This is a genomic window from Amycolatopsis vancoresmycina, from assembly GCF_000716785.1.
Classification (GTDB): Bacteria; Actinomycetota; Actinomycetes; order Mycobacteriales; family Pseudonocardiaceae; genus Amycolatopsis; species Amycolatopsis vancoresmycina.
In genome coordinates, this window is sequence record NZ_JNYY01000068.1 from 1 (window position 1) to 318 (window position 318).

Here is a 318-nt window from a genome sequence, read left to right on the forward strand (position 1 = left end):
GCTCAGGTCCTTGGCCGTCGAGATGAGGTCGCCCGCGCCGGCCAGCAGGGAGGGGTTCTGGCGGCTGACGTCGGTCACCTTCCACTCGCCGGCGTCTTCATAGCGGTAGTAGCCGTGGGCGTGCGGGCCCGGCAGCTCCGGTGAGGTGGCCGACACCACCGTGCCGGTCAGGCCCAGTGGGTCCAGGATCCGCCGCTGAGCCTGCTCGGCGTAGGAGCCGCCGGTGACCTTTTCGATCAGCAGCATGGCCAGGGTGTAGTTGGTGTTGGCGTAACTCTGGTCGGTTCCCGGTTCGAACCGCCGCGGCTGGGCCAGCGC

1 protein-coding gene is annotated in these 318 nt (G+C 69.5%); it reads right to left on the reverse strand.

Annotated features, from left to right (window positions below):
* On the reverse strand, positions 1 to 318 hold a 318-nt coding region (locus OO60_RS44350), incomplete at both ends, for a serine hydrolase domain-containing protein (protein ID WP_033263646.1).